Source organism: Pantoea sp. AG702 (assembly GCF_003182295.1).
Lineage (GTDB): Bacteria > Pseudomonadota > Gammaproteobacteria > Enterobacterales > Enterobacteriaceae > Pantoea > Pantoea ananatis.
This window is the reverse complement of record NZ_QGTU01000002.1, coordinates 13,625-27,950: the sequence shown is the minus strand read 5'-3', so window position 1 is coordinate 27,950 and position 14,326 is coordinate 13,625. Positions and strand designations below refer to the sequence as shown.

Annotated in this window: 9 protein-coding genes and 1 riboswitch; of the genes, 6 read left to right on the top strand and 3 right to left on the bottom strand. The window is 54.8% G+C overall.

Translation table 11 applies throughout. The features are described from left to right. Positions 1-80: 80 nt before the first annotated feature. Positions 81-1,433: a lysine-sensitive aspartokinase 3 gene (lysC, locus tag DFO57_RS06520; RefSeq protein WP_110015190.1), complete on the bottom strand. Its 1,353-nt coding sequence runs from the start codon at positions 1,431-1,433 to the stop codon at positions 81-83. Between the two features lie 110 nt (positions 1,434-1,543). Continuing rightward, positions 1,544-1,736, bottom strand: a riboswitch (Lysine riboswitch). Between the two features lie 399 nt (positions 1,737-2,135). On the opposite strand from lysC, the gene pgi reads away from it, so the two are divergent. The 5 genes from pgi to DFO57_RS06495 all read left to right on the top strand — a co-directional run bounded on the left by pgi (position 2,136) and on the right by DFO57_RS06495 (position 8,266). Next, a complete protein-coding gene (gene pgi, locus DFO57_RS06515; protein WP_014606951.1) occupies positions 2,136-3,782 on the top strand; it encodes a glucose-6-phosphate isomerase in 1,647 nt (548 codons plus the stop codon). A gap of 564 nt (positions 3,783-4,346) precedes the next feature. Beyond that, complete coding sequence (yjbE, locus tag DFO57_RS06510) at positions 4,347-4,595, top strand: exopolysaccharide production protein YjbE (RefSeq protein WP_026020991.1); 249 nt, start codon at positions 4,347-4,349, stop codon at positions 4,593-4,595. 193 nt (positions 4,596-4,788) lie between these two features. Then, positions 4,789-5,436: a YjbF family lipoprotein gene (locus DFO57_RS06505; protein WP_033766286.1), complete on the top strand. Its 648-nt coding sequence runs from the start codon at positions 4,789-4,791 to the stop codon at positions 5,434-5,436. Then, positions 5,433-6,176: a capsule biosynthesis GfcC family protein gene (locus tag DFO57_RS06500; protein ID WP_110015189.1), complete on the top strand. Its 744-nt coding sequence runs from the start codon at positions 5,433-5,435 to the stop codon at positions 6,174-6,176. The genes DFO57_RS06505 and DFO57_RS06500 overlap by 4 nt, the downstream gene beginning before the upstream one ends. Then, positions 6,176-8,266, top strand: a complete 2,091-nt coding sequence (locus DFO57_RS06495; RefSeq protein WP_013024142.1) for a YjbH domain-containing protein — start codon at positions 6,176-6,178, stop codon at positions 8,264-8,266. The genes DFO57_RS06500 and DFO57_RS06495 overlap by 1 nt, the downstream gene beginning before the upstream one ends. A gap of 32 nt (positions 8,267-8,298) precedes the next feature. On the opposite strand, the gene metH is transcribed toward DFO57_RS06495, so the two are convergent. Continuing rightward, the gene (metH, locus tag DFO57_RS06490) at positions 8,299-11,982 is read right to left on the bottom strand and encodes a methionine synthase (RefSeq protein WP_110015297.1); all 3,684 of its coding nucleotides are present in this window, start codon (positions 11,980-11,982) and stop codon (positions 8,299-8,301) included. 191 nt (positions 11,983-12,173) lie between these two features. Between metH and iclR the strand changes: the two genes are divergently transcribed. Beyond that, the gene (iclR, locus tag DFO57_RS06485; RefSeq protein WP_014595049.1) at positions 12,174-13,004 is read left to right on the top strand and encodes a glyoxylate bypass operon transcriptional repressor IclR; all 831 of its coding nucleotides are present in this window, start codon (positions 12,174-12,176) and stop codon (positions 13,002-13,004) included. A 136-nt stretch (positions 13,005-13,140) separates the two neighbouring features. Here iclR and DFO57_RS06480 read toward each other — a convergent pair whose 3' ends face one another. Further along, complete coding sequence (locus DFO57_RS06480) at positions 13,141-14,313, bottom strand: serine hydrolase (protein WP_105088421.1); 1,173 nt, start codon at positions 14,311-14,313, stop codon at positions 13,141-13,143. Between the last annotated feature and the right edge of the window lie 13 nt (positions 14,314-14,326).

Here is a 14,326-nt window from a genome sequence, read left to right as displayed (position 1 = left end):
GAAAGCACGCTGTGCCGCCTGGCGGCCTGTCGTGAAAAAGCCGGACAGAGCCCGGCTTTAACCCAGTGGCGGCTGAGCGCTTATTCAAACAAATTGTGATGCAGTGTACGCACTACGCTTTCAGCATCATTGCCCGGCACAAGGAAACAGAGATTGTAGCTGCTGGCACCGTAGCAGATCATCCGCAGGTTAAAAGGTTCGAGCACGCCGAAGACCTCTTTCCCTACGCCGCAGGCTTTCGACAATTCGTTGCCGATAATGGCCACCAGCGCCAGGTTTTCTTCCACTTCCACCCGACAGAGTGACGACAGCTCCGTCAGCAGCGCCTGGCTCAGCAGATTGTCGCCCGTTGAGGTTGATCCCGTGGTATCCAGCGTTAACGCCACGCTGACTTCCGACGTGGTGATCAGATCCACTGACACGTTGTGACGCACCAGAATATTGAACACTTCAGACAGGAAGCCCGGCGTGTGTAGCATATTCAGGCTGTGCAGGGTGACCAGGGTTTGCTTGCGGCGCAGCGCCAGCGCACGGAACAGCGGTGGATTCGCCGTCTCATTGCACACGCGCGTACCGCCCGCGGCAGGATCTTTACTGGAACCAACAAACACCGGAATGTCGCTACGCACCGCAGGCAGCAGCGTCGCAGGGTGCAGCACTTTGGCCCCAAAGGTGGCCATTTCAGCCGCTTCTTCAAAGGTGATCTCATCAATACGTTTTGCCGCAGGCACCACGCGCGGATCGGTGGTGTAGATCCCCGGCACGTCCGTCCAGATATCCACGCGCGAGGCTTTTAACGCTTCACCCAGCAAGGCAGCCGTGTAGTCACTGCCGCCGCGACCTAACGTGGTCGTGCGCCCTTTTTCTTCGCTGCCGATAAAGCCCTGGGTCACCACCAGTGACGCCGCAATACGCGGTTGCAGCTGCGCGCTAACCTGTTCAGCCAGTACGGCCACATTGGGCTCAGCACGGCCAAAACGGTCATTGGTGCGCATGACTTTGCGTACATCGAACCATTCCGCATTAACCTTGCGTTCACGCAGGATCTCAACGAACAGCAAGGTCGACATCAGTTCGCCGTGGCTGACCAGTTCGTCGGTTAAGGCGTTAGACGTGGCCAGCGCGGCCGCATCGGACAGCATGCCGATGTTATCAATGATGCGGTCGATTTCGTCGCGAATGACGTCCGGATTTTGCAGACGATCGATGATGGCGTATTGAATGCGGCGGATGTCATCGAGTTGCGCTGCACGCTGCGATGTCTCCTGGCCTTCGGCAAGAGAGACCAGCAGGTTTGTGATGCCTGCAGAGGCAGAGAGCACCACCAGCCGGGTATTGCTGTCCTGCAATACCACATCGGCGCTACGGTTCATGGCATCGAAATCGGCAACGCTGGTACCGCCAAATTTCGCTACATTCAGATTCAGAGACATTGTATGACCTCGTGTCAGGGTACGTTGCCCTCATCCGTTAACGGGTGAGAAACAGTAATTCAGCCTAAGCACAAGGAAAGAGCAGAAACGGGTAAGATCGAATAGACGAGTCACCCAGAAGCGCTCCACCTTGCAAAACGTCCGACTGTGGACGTTTCTGGTGACAACCCAGAGGATTCAGCCCCTGTAGCCGACAGTCAACACACCGTGTGTTTACCACCTCGGCGTCGCTCCCCCTGATGTGTTATCGCCGGATACGGTTCCTCCAACACACTGCCTGGGCGACGCGCCTCTTCTGGCTTGCGCACGGGTGCGCAAGTAGCGCGCATAGATTTATCGATTTCTGGCCCTGCTGTCAATGACCACTGTGGGACAATTTTTCATGCAGAGCGCACCGGATAACAAATTTTGCCCTAATGCAGCGACTACAGTGCTTAATGGCTTCAGCAACGCCACCACTTTCTGATGTGGCACAAGGTATGCGGTCTGCTAACAGGCCATACTTTTCAGCCTTTCCCCCATGGAATCAGGCTGAAATCTTGCCGCATTATTGACCGTAAAACAGCGTGTTTTCATCATGGTGCCTTTATGGCGCAGACAAAATTTTCCTTTCAGTTGCAACTGTGGTCATACTGAAATGCTAACCGGGTACGATGCGACCCCGATGGAATGACGGTTCTTAATATCAACAAGAGTGTTGCCATGAAAAATATCAATCCGACCCAAACCGCAGCCTGGAAAGCGCTGCAAGAGCACTATGAACAGATGAAAACGGCGAAAATTGCCGACCTGTTTGCCCAGGATGCCGATCGTTTTGCTAAATTCTCAGCCACCTTTGACGACCAGATGCTGGTGGATTTTTCGAAAAACCGCATTACTCAGGAAACCCTCGATAAGCTTCAGGCACTGGCAAAAGAGACCGATTTAAGCGGTGCGATTAAGTCTATGTTCTCGGGTGAGAAGATTAACCGCACTGAAGATCGCGCCGTGCTGCACGTCGCGCTGCGTAACCGCAGTAATACGCCGATTATCGTTGATGGCAAAGATGTCATGCCTGAAGTCAACGCCGTGCTGGAAAAAATGAAAGGCTTTTCCGAACGCATTATCGGCGGTGACTGGAAAGGCTATACCGGAAAACCCATTACGGACGTTGTTAACATCGGTATCGGTGGCTCTGACCTCGGTCCCTTCATGGTGACGGAAGCGCTGCGCCCGTATAAAAATCACCTGAACATGCATTTCGTGTCTAACGTCGATGGCACCCACATTGCCGAAACGCTAAAAGATCTGAGTCCTGAAACCACGCTGTTCCTGGTCGCCTCTAAAACCTTCACCACCCAGGAAACCATGACCAACGCCCACAGTGCGCGTGACTGGTTCCTGAAAACGGCCGGCGATCAACAGCACGTTGCGAAGCACTTTGCTGCGCTCTCCACTAATGCCAAAGCGGTAGGCGAATTTGGTATTGATACGGACAACATGTTCGAATTCTGGGACTGGGTAGGCGGTCGCTATTCACTCTGGTCAGCAATTGGTCTGTCAATTATCCTTTCTATTGGCTTCGATAATTTTGAGCAGCTGCTGAGCGGCGCGCACGCCATGGATAAGCACTTCTCAACCACGCCAGCGGAGCAGAATCTTCCGGTGCTGCTGGCGCTGATCGGGATCTGGTACAACAACTTCTTCGGTGCCGAAACAGAAGCCATCCTGCCGTACGACCAATATATGCATCGCTTCGCGGCCTATTTCCAACAGGGAAATATGGAATCGAACGGTAAATACGTTGACCGTGCAGGCCAGCCTGTTACCTATCAGACAGGCCCGATTATCTGGGGCGAACCGGGTACTAACGGCCAGCACGCGTTCTACCAGCTGATTCATCAGGGCACCAAACTGGTCCCGTGCGACTTTATCGCCCCTGCTGTGAGCCACAATGCGCTTGCCGATCACCATCCTAAACTGCTGTCTAACTTCTTTGCCCAGACCGAGGCCCTGGCCTTTGGTAAATCGCGTGATGTGGTTCAGAAAGAGTTCACCGACGCCGGAAAGTCTGCCGAGTCGGTCGCGCATATTGTGCCGTTTAAAGTGTTTGAAGGTAACCGGCCTACTAACTCTATTTTGTTACGCGAAATCACGCCGTTTAGCCTGGGTGCCCTGATTGCCCTGTATGAACATAAAATCTTCACCCAGGGTGCCATTCTGAACATCTTTACCTTCGATCAGTGGGGCGTTGAGCTGGGCAAACAACTGGCAAACCGTATTCTGCCAGAGCTCGAAAATGACAGTGATATTACCAGTCATGACAGCTCCACTAATGCCTTAATTAATCGCTACAAGCGTTGGCGTTAAATTTCCACAGGCACAAAAAGGCGGCTATTTAGTCGCCTTTTTTATTCTATGATGGAGAGTGCAACCCGCTTTTTATCTGAAAAGTCGATATACGGATTGGATAATTCTTAAAATAGGCTGAGGCAAATCCGAAGTTAGCCGGGGTTAAATCATGACAATCTTATTAAAAATGGCCCTAAAACGGCACGCAACTCATTCTTACCCGTTGTTTTATAATGTTATTTAATTTAACCACGCTTAAGGAAATTCCGATAATTCTTATTCCGTACCAAAGAATACTAAATAAGTAGAAACCGCTTTGCTTTCTCCGTCTTTGCAGACAAATATCCGGCTTTTCAACATAAACCCATGCCTTTAAAATAAGTTAACGCTGAATTTACTTAATTTAGCCCGTTTACGCCCTCACAGACTGACAGGTTTTTACATTACTGAACTCTGGTATTTTGTTGCCCTATACTGGACGCGCCCGTAATGGGTCTGTCCTTCGGCTTTGCGTCAACGGTTTATGCTGTTGTGCAAAAATGTCGGATAGCAATCCTTCATTCACTCAATGTAGGTGTTGTTATGAAAAAACGCATGATTGCCGGTCTGGCATTACTTTACGTAGCCGTCTCTTCCAGTGCGTTTGCCGCGCCGGAAGAAGCTGGTGCTGCAGCGGGCGCACAGGCGGGCACCATGTCCGCAGGTACGACGACCGCTGTAGGTATCGGCGTGCTCGGCGCGTTAGTAGGACTCGGTGTTGCCGCTTCTGGCGGTGGTGACGGGGCAAATACTGGTACAACAACCACAACCACAACGGGCACCACGCGTTGATGGGTACCCTGCTCATTCGGGCTGTAGCAAGGCTGCGAACGCGCATATCACGATTCGTTTGCGCAGGTAAATGAGTCGCTATCAGGATGCCACAGCGTCGGCGGCCTGAACGAGTAAGGGTATGGGAGCTTTAAACATAACCACACTTTCGTGTGGTTATTTTTACTTTGGCATCATTTATCAGGGACACATTGTGCGCCAACTTCCGCTGCTGCTCGTTTGCCTGCTGCTGCAGGCCTGTACACAAACGCAAAAAGGACTCGAACAGACCGTGATGATGGCCATTGAAGGGCCAGAAGATGTCACCGTCACGCCTCAGCAGATTGATAATCTGCCCTATGCCAGCCTGTATGCCCGAATCAATGATGGCCAGCGCATTTTTGTCGTGCTGGGTTATAACGAAAATGGCCAGCAAAAGTGGGTCACTCGCGATCAATCGATGCTGGTCACCGCACATGGCAGGCTGATCAAAACGCTGGGCCTGCCTGACAATCTGACAGACGTCAGCAATTTACAGCAGGATCCGCTGGCTAAAGGACTGCACCTCAGCAACGGCGACAGCTGGACGCGAATTGTTCAGTGGACCGTTCAGGGCAACGTCCATAGCGGAACCCTGAGCTCAACCTTCACGCGGGGCGATGACGAGGTGCTGGATATTGCGGGGAACCGCATTGCCTGCCGCGTCTGGCATGAGCAGCTTCATATCGACAGCCTGGATCGCGAGTGGCAAAACACGTTCTGGATCGACAACAGTAGCGGTCAGGTCGTGCAGTCCCGACAAATGCTGGCTGCCGATGCATTCCCTGTTGATATCACCATTCTGAAGCCGGCAAAATCATGAAAAACATAACACGCTTGTTGGCAGGAATGAGCCTGCTCACCACCCTGGCCGCTCAGGCCGCAGGTCAGGTTACCGTGCATGCCCCCCACGATACCCAGAGCGTACAGGTTAACCAGGTGGAAAACCTGGCACAGCTGGTGACTCAGCCCGCGCTGATGACACAGACTGACTGGCGACGCGCCGTTATTGCCGAGCGCGGGGCAACGGCAGTCGCGCAGCAGCAGTATCAGCAAACGCTGGCGCAGTTGCGCGCCTGGCGTGCCGACAGTAGCGGAGAGCAGGCTGCGGCCATTGATGCCGTTATTCGTCAGTTAAGCGGTATCCGGGTGACCGGGCGGCAGTTCACCTCCCTGGATCCCGACTGGATCCGTCTGCACACGATGGATAACCGCCGCCTGGAAGGCAGCTACGATCTCTACCTTACCCAGCCCAGCACCAGCGTCCTGTTGTTTGGCCCCATCGCGGGTGCCGGTGTCGTGAACTGGCAGCCAGGGAAATCCGTACGGGATTACCTGAGCGAGCACCCCCGCCTGGCTGGAGCAGAACGTAATATCGCGATTGTGATTGCGCCGGACGGCACGACGCGGGAAGCGCCTGTGGCCTACTGGAATCACCGCCACGTTGAACCCGAACCCGGCAGCATCATTATGACGGGCTTCTCGTCGTGGAGCCTGCCAGGCGCGTTTAAAGACCTGAATGATCGCCTTGTTTCTGTTCTGACTCACCGGATACCAGACTGATGAAAAAACGTTATCTTCTCAGCCTGTTGGCTGTTTCTGTGGCAAGCGCCTGTCAGGCCCATGCGGAAATGTATGCCGCGCCGGTAACGCCTTCGCAGTCTGATTTTGGCGGCGTGGGCCTGATGCAGGTGCCCACCGCGCGTATGGCGAAAGAGGGCGAATTTAGCCTGAACTTCCGCGATAATGATCAGTATCGCTACTATTCTGCTTCACTGCAGCTTTTTCCCTGGCTGGAAACAACCGTGCGTTATACCGATGTGCGCACCCGGCGTTACAGCGCGGTGGAAAGTTTCAGCGGCAACCAAAGCTATAAAGATAAAGCTTTCGACCTGAAGCTGCGCCTGTGGCAGGAAGGTTACTGGCTGCCGGAGGTCTCGTTTGGTACCCGCGATCTGGGCGGCACCGGCCTGTTCGACAGCGAGTACCTGGTCGCCACCAAAGCCTGGGGGCCGTTCGACTTTACGTTGGGTATGGGCTGGGGCTATCTGGGCAACAGCGGAACCGTGAAAAACCCCTTCTGTTCCTACAGCGACAGCTACTGTCAGCGTCCCGGGGTCGGTCAGGCGGGATCGATCAATGGCTCGCAGATGTTCCACGGCCCTTCGGCGGTATTTGGCGGGATAGAATACCAGACGCCCTGGCAGCCGCTGCGCCTGAAGGTGGAATACGAAGGTAACGATTACAAGGATGATTTCGCCGGACGCCTGCCGCAGCGCAGCAAGGTCAACGTCGGTGCAATCTACCGCGTCACTGACTGGGCCGATATCAATGCCAGCTATGAGCGCGGCAATACTTTTATGTTCGGCTTCACCATTCGCACCAACTTCAACGATATGCATCAGGATCATATCGACAGTCCGAAACCTGCGTACAACCCGAACCCGCAACCTAAGCTGCTGGAAACTACGGTGACAGGTAATCAGCTGTCTGAACTGAAGTACAACGCGGGCCTGGCTGGTCCAAAAATCCAGACCAAAGGCAGCACGCTTTACGTATCAGGCGAGCAAACCAAATACCGTGACACGCGTGAAGGTGTGGATCGCGCGAACCGCATCATCATGAATCATCTCCCAGACGGTATTGAGACCATAAACGTGACGGAGTCGCGTTACAACATGCCTCAGGTCACGACAGAAACCTCCGTTGCCAGCCTGCGCAACGAGCTGGGGGGTTATCCATTAGGGCATGAAAAGCCGTTACAACAGGTCCGCACAGATCCGGTTGATCCGGAGCCTACCGAGCAGGGCATGTTTATTCGCAAAGAGCGCCTGAGTTACAGCCTGTCGCCGGTACTTAACCAGTCTGTGGGCGGCCCGGAAAGTTTCTATCTGTACCAGGTTGGCGTGATGGGCAACGTCGATTACTGGCTCACCGATCACTTGCTGGTAGGCGGTAGCCTGTTTGCTAACGTTGCGAACAATTACGACAAATTTAACTACAACGGCGCACCTGCGGATTCCACGCTGCCACGCGTGCGTACGCACATTCGCGACTACGTTGAGAACAACGTTTACGTTAACGATCTGCAAGCCAACTACATGGATTATCTGGGTAATGGATTCTATGGCCAGGTCTACGGCGGCTATCTGGAAACCATGTATGGCGGCGTAGGCGGCGAAGTCCTTTATCGTCCGGTAGACAGCAACTGGGCCGTTGGCGTGGATGCTAACTATGTGCGCCAGCGCGACTGGGATGACATGATGAGATTCACCCGTTACGAAGCGCCTACCGGCAACCTTACCGGCTACTGGCGCCCCTGGTTTATGGAGAACGTCTTAGTGAAAGCCAGCGTCGGGCAGTATCTGGCGAAGGATAAAGGCGTCACGATTGATCTCTCTAAGCGCTTCGACAGTGGCGTGATGGTGGGCGTTTATGCGACAAAAACCAACGTATCATCGCAGCAGTATGGCGAAGGTGACTTTACTAAAGGCTTCTATATCTCCATCCCCATGGATCTGTTTACCGTTACGCCAACCCGTGGCCGTGCGCAGATTAACTGGGTACCGCTCACCCGTGATGGTGGCCAGATGCTGGGAAGGAAGTACCAGCTGTATGACATGACCTCGGACCGTGACGCCCGGTTTAACTAAAAAAGAGGCAGCCATCAGGCTGCCTTGTTTTTTTAGTCGGCGTCGTAACCCAGATTGGGGGCCAGCCAGCGCTCCACTTCGCTTACCGACATGCGCTTACGCGCCGCATAGTCCTCAACCTGATCGCGCTGAATCTGCGCCACGGCGAAGTAGCGGCTGTCAGGGTGGCTGAAGTACCAGCCTGATACCGAGGCGCCCGGCCACATGGCAAAAGACTCCGTGAGTTTCATACCCGCGTGCGTTTCCACATCCAGCAGCGCCCAGATAGTGGCTTTCTCAGTGTGTTCCGGACAGGCCGGATAGCCCGGCGCCGGGCGAATGCCCTGATAATTTTCGCGGATGAGCGCCTCATTACTGAGGTGCTCATCGGGAGCAAAACCCCAAATCGTTTTGCGTACCTGTTCGTGCAGATATTCGGCGAAGGCTTCAGCTAAGCGGTCCGCAATAGCTTTGACCATAATCTTGTTGTAGTCGTCCTGCTGCTTATCGTAAGCCTCGGCCAGCGCATCTTCTTCCAGCCCGCCCGTAACGGCAAAAGCCCCGATATAATCAGCTTTACCGCTGCTTTTCGGCGCCACAAAATCGGCCAGACAGTAGTTGGCAAAGTCAGTTTTTTCCGTTTGCTGCCGCAGATGATGGCTGATGTTCAGCAGCGTATCGCGCTGCTCATCCGCAAAGATATGAATATCGTCGCCCACGCGATTAGCCGGGAACAGGCCGACCACGCCGCGTGGCGTCAGCGCTTTTTCGTCACTCAGCTTATCCAGCATCGCGTTAGCATCGGCAAACAGTCGTTTCGCTTCATCGCCCACGACCTCATCCTCCAGGATGCGCGGGTATTTGCCAGCCAGCGACCAGGTCATAAAAAAGGGCGTCCAGTCGATGTAATTGCGCAGCACGTCAATGCCCGCGTCAACGCGCCTGACACCGACGTGCTTAGCTACGGGCGGTGTATAGCTGTCCCAGTCAATCTTCGTCGCGTTGTCGCGCGCAGCGCTGAGTGACACCGGCGGCGTGCGCGGTTTTTTACGCGCATGCTGAATACGCACGGTTTCATATTCTTTGCGGATGCGCGCAACGAAGTCATCCCTGAGCGTATCCGATAGCAGGGATGACACGACACCCACCGTGCGCGAGGCGTTTTGCACATAAACGGTGGGCCCGCTGTAGTGCTGTTCGATTTTCACGGCGGTATGGGCTTTAGACGTGGTGGCGCCACCAATCAACAGCGGCAGCGTAAATCCCTGACGCTCCATCTCTTTCGCCATGTTGACCATTTCATCCAGCGATGGCGTGATGAGCCCAGAAAGACCAATGATGTCAGCCTTCACTTCGCGCGCGGTCTTGAGGATTTTCTCGCCCGGCACCATCACGCCGAGGTCGATAATCTCATAGTTATTGCACTGCAGGACCACGCCAACAATGTTTTTGCCAATGTCGTGGACGTCGCCTTTGACCGTTGCCAGCACCACCTTGCCGTTACTGCGTCCGGCTTCTTTACTGGCCTGAATGTAGGGTTCAAGCCAGGCGACGGCCTGTTTCATCACGCGGGCCGATTTCACGACCTGCGGCAGGAACATTTTGCCTTCACCAAACAGATCCCCCACCACATTCATGCCGGACATCAGCGGCCCTTCAATCACGTCTATCGGGCGCGCGGCCTGTTGACGGGCTTCTTCCGTGTCCTGTTCAATAAACTCGGTGATGCCTTTGACCAGTGAGTATTCCAGCCGTTTCACCACGTCCCAGCCGCGCCATTCAGCCTGCTGCTTTTCATCCGCACTGTCGCTTTTATTGCGGCGGTATTTTTCCGCCAGCGCCAGTAATCGCTCAGTGCCGTCGGCGCGCCGGTTAAGGATCACGTCCTCAACGGACTCACGCAGTTCGTCAGACAGGTCGTCATAAATGGCCAACTGCCCGGCGTTCACGATTCCCATGTCCATACCGTTACGGATGGCGTAATAGAGAAACACCGCGTGAATCGCCTCACGAACCGGATCGTTGCCCCGGAACGAGAACGAAACGTTAGATACGCCACCCGAGATCATCGCATGGGGCAGTTCACGTTTAATGTCTTCGCAGGCCCCAATAAAATCCATCGCGTAGTTGTTGTGTTCGTCGATACCAGTCGCAACGGCAAAAATATTGGGATCGAAAATGATGTCCTCAGGCGGAAACCCCACCTGTTGCGTCAGGATCTGGTAGGCGCGGCGACAGATCTCAATCTTCCGCTCACGCGTATCGGCCTGCCCCACCTCATCGAAGGCCATCACCACCATGGCGGCCCCGTAGCGGCGGACAAGGCGGGCATGGTCGATAAATACGGCCTCACCTTCTTTCATTGAGACGGAGTTGACGATGCCTTTTCCCTGAATACACTGCAGCCCTTTCTCAATAACCTCCCATTTCGAGGAGTCGATCATAATGGGCACGCGGGCAATATCGGGCTCACCCGCAATCAGGTTGAGGAAACGCACCATCGCGGCTTCCGCGTCCAGCATTCCCTCATCCATATTGATATCAATAATCTGGGCACCGCTCTCAACCTGTTGTAACGCGACTTCCAGCGCCTCATGATATTTATCTTCTTTAATCAGGCGCTTAAATTTGGCAGAGCCGGTAACGTTGGTGCGTTCTCCCACGTTCACAAATAACGATTCTGCACTGATATTCAGCGGTTCAAGACCCGAAAGACGGCAGGCAACGGGCAGTTTGGGGCGCTGACGTGGCGCAACGCCTTCCACGGCCGCCGCCATGGCAGCGATGTGCTGTGGCGTGGTGCCGCAGCAGCCGCCAACAATGTTCAGAAAGCCGGCGTTGGCCCATTCCCCAATCTGTTGCGCCATCACTTCTGCATCAAGATCGTATTCGCCGAAGGCGTTGGGCAAACCGGCATTGGGATGGGCAGTGACATAGCCTTCGGCGATGCGTGACAGTTCAGCGACATACTGACGTAGTTCATCCGGCCCCAGTGCGCAGTTCAGACCAAAGGATAAGGATTCTGCATGGCGCAACGAATTATAAAAGGCTTCGGTAGTTTGTCCGGAAAGCGTGCGGCCTGAAGCATCGGTGATGGTGCCGGAGATCATCAACGGCAGCGCCACGCCAAGGGCTTCCATCTCTGCTTTCACCGCAAAGACAGCCGCTTTGGCGTTGAGCGTATCGAATACCGTTTCAATCATGATGATGTGGCAACCGCCTTCCACCAGCGCCCGGGTGGACTCACGATAGGCGTCCACCAACTGATTGAAGGTGATATTACGGAACGCCGGATCGTTAACATCGGGAGAGATCGAGCAGGTGCGGTTGGTGGGGCCCAGTACGCCCGCGACATAGCGCGGTTTATCTGGCGTTTTTGCCGTCCACGCATCTGCGCAGGTACGCGCCAGCTTCGCGGCCGCGAAGTTAATCTCTGCCGACAGGGCTTCCATCTGGTAGTCCGCCATCGCAATGGAGGTGGCATTAAAGGTATTGGTTTCGAGAATATCCGCACCGGCGGCCAGATACGCATCATGGATCTCGCGGATCACCTCTGGTTTGCTTAGCACCAGCAGATCGTTATTGCCTTTGAGATCGCAGGGCCAGTCAGCAAAACGGCTGCCACGAAAATCGTGTTCGTCCAGTTTATAGCTCTGGATCATGGTGCCCATTCCACCATCTAATACCATAATGCGGTGGGCAAGTTGCTGATGCAGCGCGTCGGTTAGATTGCTCACGGTTGTCTCATCCACGTCAATGCGCTGGTGAAATACCAGCCAGTCATTCTTGCATAAGGTCATGATGCCTCAAAGTAACCTTAGCGGAGATTTTCAGGGAAGTGATTATCAGGTCTGACCAGCATGTCAGCGTTTGCATTCAGGCAGATTAAAACGAAAATGGTTTCCACTATGTGAAAAGGAGAAACAGAATGGCAACGCCCGTCGCCGCGAAACGCGGAAAAAAACCCCGTGGCACCCCTGCCCCCTCAGCGCCCGCAGGCGGTCAGGTTCAGTCACTGACCCGTGGGTTAACGCTGCTGGAGTTGATCGCTAATTCACATGGCAGCGTCGCGCTTACCGAACTCGCGCAGCAGGCCGGGTTGCCTAACTCCACAACACATCGCTTGCTGACCACTATGCAGCAGCAGGGGTTTGTGCGCCAGGAAGGCGATTTAGGCTACTGGACCATGGGGGCACATGCGTTTGTGGTTGGCAGCAGTTTTTTACAGAGCCGGAACCTGCTGGCGCTGGTCCACCCGGTGCTACGTACGCTGATGGAAAACTCGGGTGAAACGGTCAATCTGGCGGTGCTGGACCTCAGCGATTTTCAGGCGGTGATTATCGATCAGGTACAGTGTACGCAACTGATGCGCATGTCTGCACCGATCGGCGGCAAACTGCCAATGCATGCATCGGGCGCTGGTAAAGCTTTTCTGGCGCATCTCAGCGACGAGCAGGTCACCGCTCTGCTGCATCAGAAAGGCCTGCATTACTACACGCCCAATACGCTGATGTCACCTCAGAGTCTGAAAACCAATCTGGCACAGATCCGGACTCGGGGATTTTCTTTCGATGACGAAGAACATGCGCTCGGTTTGCGTTGTGTGGCGGCCCCCATTTACGATGAGCACGGCGAGCCATTTGCGGCGCTTTCCATCTCTGGGCCTATTGCCCGCATGACGGACGACCGCATCACCGAACTGGGCGCGCTGGTCATCCGCGAAGCCCGTCAGGTCACCCTGGCGTACAGTGGCCGTTAAAGAAATGCCGCCCGCCCCACCCGATAACGCCAGCGCGCCCTTCATGCTTTCTCAACCGCAGCCTTTATAAGAAACAGCCTGTGGACTGGCCAGCGCCGCCCTAAAAGGGGGCGCCCGCCGTCAGTCCAACAATCAATTACGCAAGACCGCTATATACGGCATCGCGCAACATCACGGGGAACTGACCGTTTACCCCCTCCGGCGTCGTGTTTGTCATGGCTAGTACACAGAGTTCTTTTTGGCGATCAACAAACCAGGTATGGCCGTAAGCGCCGCTCCACGACAGCGTGCCCGCTGACTGAGGCGACCCGGCCGCATCGGGATCGGCAAGCAATGCCCAGCCCACACCAAATCCCCATCCCGGTCCCTGCGTGGCATATTTCGCGGCAACGTGTTCCTGCGTCATATAGTCAAAGCTGTCGCGCGTAATCAGCGGCGCGCCCTGCCGGCGGATCGTTTCCAGCAATTGCATGAAATCGGGGGCCGTCCCTGCCATTCCCCCACCTGCGCACGGCCAGGCATCGGGTTTGAGAATACGGTCAGGACAGAAAATGGCTGCGCCCTCACCAAAAGGTATTCGTTGATTCTCACCTATTGCCGTGGGCACCGGGCTGTCATCGGTGTACACCGTGGTTAAACGCGCCTCATCCCTGACGGTAAACAGCGTATCTTTCATCCCGAGCGGCTCCGTGACCGCATGGCTTACCAGATCCGGCAGACGCTTACCGGTTGCCCGCACCATGATTTCGCCCAAAACATCAATGCCCAGGGAATAACGCCAGCCGCTTCCCGGTTCAAACTGCAGCGGAGTGCCTGCCAGGCGTTGTAGATTCTCTTCGATGGATAATCCCGGTTGATAGTCGATCCCATCAGACACGTTCAGGGTGTGATAAAGGGAATCAGCCGGCGCGGAATAACGGTAACGTAAACCTGACATGTGACTCAGGAGATGTCGTACCAGGATGGTTGCAGGTTTCCCCTCTTCCAGGCAGGGACGGAAATTGGGAAGCCAGCGCGTAATGTCGTCATCCAGCGTCATGTACCCTTGTTCGATCAGGCGCATTGCCGTCAGGCTCACGATGGGTTTGGTCAGCGAGGCAAGGCGGAAAATCGCATCCAGCGCCATGCCTTTCTTCTGCTCTCTGTCAGCCAGACCCGCCGCTCGCTGATACATTAATTCGCCGGCTTGGGCTACCATCACCGTACAACCGACAATGCGCTGTGCATCAATCGCCTGATCGATAACCGCATCCATAGCGGCTTCAAGTTTTGCAGAGGATGGAACACGTCCTGATGTAAAATAAATCATTATCGATTCCTTG

Bases quoted from the DNA above. Each gene is read 5' to 3' on its own strand.
- lysC (WP_110015190.1), bottom strand. From the start codon at position 1,433: ATGTCTCTGAATCTGAATGTAGCGAAATTTGGCGGTACCAGCGTTGCC.
- pgi (WP_014606951.1), top strand. From the start codon at position 2,136: ATGAAAAATATCAATCCGACCCAAACCGCAGCCTGGAAAGCGCTGCAA.
- yjbE (WP_026020991.1), top strand. From the start codon at position 4,347: ATGAAAAAACGCATGATTGCCGGTCTGGCATTACTTTACGTAGCCGTC.
- DFO57_RS06500 (WP_110015189.1), top strand. From the start codon at position 5,433: ATGAAAAACATAACACGCTTGTTGGCAGGAATGAGCCTGCTCACCACC.
- DFO57_RS06495 (WP_013024142.1), top strand. From the start codon at position 6,176: ATGAAAAAACGTTATCTTCTCAGCCTGTTGGCTGTTTCTGTGGCAAGC.
- iclR (WP_014595049.1), top strand. From the start codon at position 12,174: ATGGCAACGCCCGTCGCCGCGAAACGCGGAAAAAAACCCCGTGGCACC.
- DFO57_RS06480 (WP_105088421.1), bottom strand. From the start codon at position 14,313: ATGATTTATTTTACATCAGGACGTGTTCCATCCTCTGCAAAACTTGAA.